Source organism: Vibrio sp. 10N.222.48.A3 (assembly GCF_041475345.1).
In the GTDB taxonomy this organism is placed as follows: domain Bacteria; phylum Pseudomonadota; class Gammaproteobacteria; order Enterobacterales; family Vibrionaceae; genus Vibrio; species Vibrio tasmaniensis_A.
In genome coordinates, this window is the sequence record NZ_JBFRVX010000036.1 from 12,731 (window position 1) to 13,062 (window position 332).

Annotated in this window: 1 protein-coding gene and 1 pseudogene; both read right to left on the reverse strand. The window is 46.7% G+C overall.

Features of this window, described 5'->3' with window-relative positions:
• Positions 1-104: pseudogene (locus tag AB4653_RS01505) on the reverse strand (tyrosine recombinase XerC); the annotation flags it as partial.
• A partial coding sequence (locus AB4653_RS01510) for a DUF484 family protein (RefSeq protein ID WP_372103148.1) occupies positions 73-332 on the reverse strand: 260 nt, incomplete at its 5' end. The pseudogene AB4653_RS01505 and the gene AB4653_RS01510, both read right to left, overlap by 32 nt.

A 332-nucleotide genomic window follows, 5' to 3' on the forward strand; every position in this document is an offset into this window, starting at 1 on the left:
TGGGTGTGTAAGCTGAGTCCCTTCTCACTTCTAAGATATTCATAGAAGCGAGAAAGCGGCTTTTGAAGGCTATTAGGAAGAGGTATTTTGGGCTCTAGGCTCATTATTTATCTGCCAAGGTAAGGTGTCCGCCAAATGAGCGACAACAAGTGCTAAATGGCGTAAAAAGAGCGTGTCCATATGAGGCTGGAAGTGTCCGCCATCTTCACTAGAAAAAGCGAGTACACCCAGTGGAGTTCGCTTAGCAAGGGGGAGCACTACATAAGAGCCTAGCTCTGGAACTGGATAATCACCAAACAAATCGTGTCTGTCTGCCTTTCTCAATCGCCCTA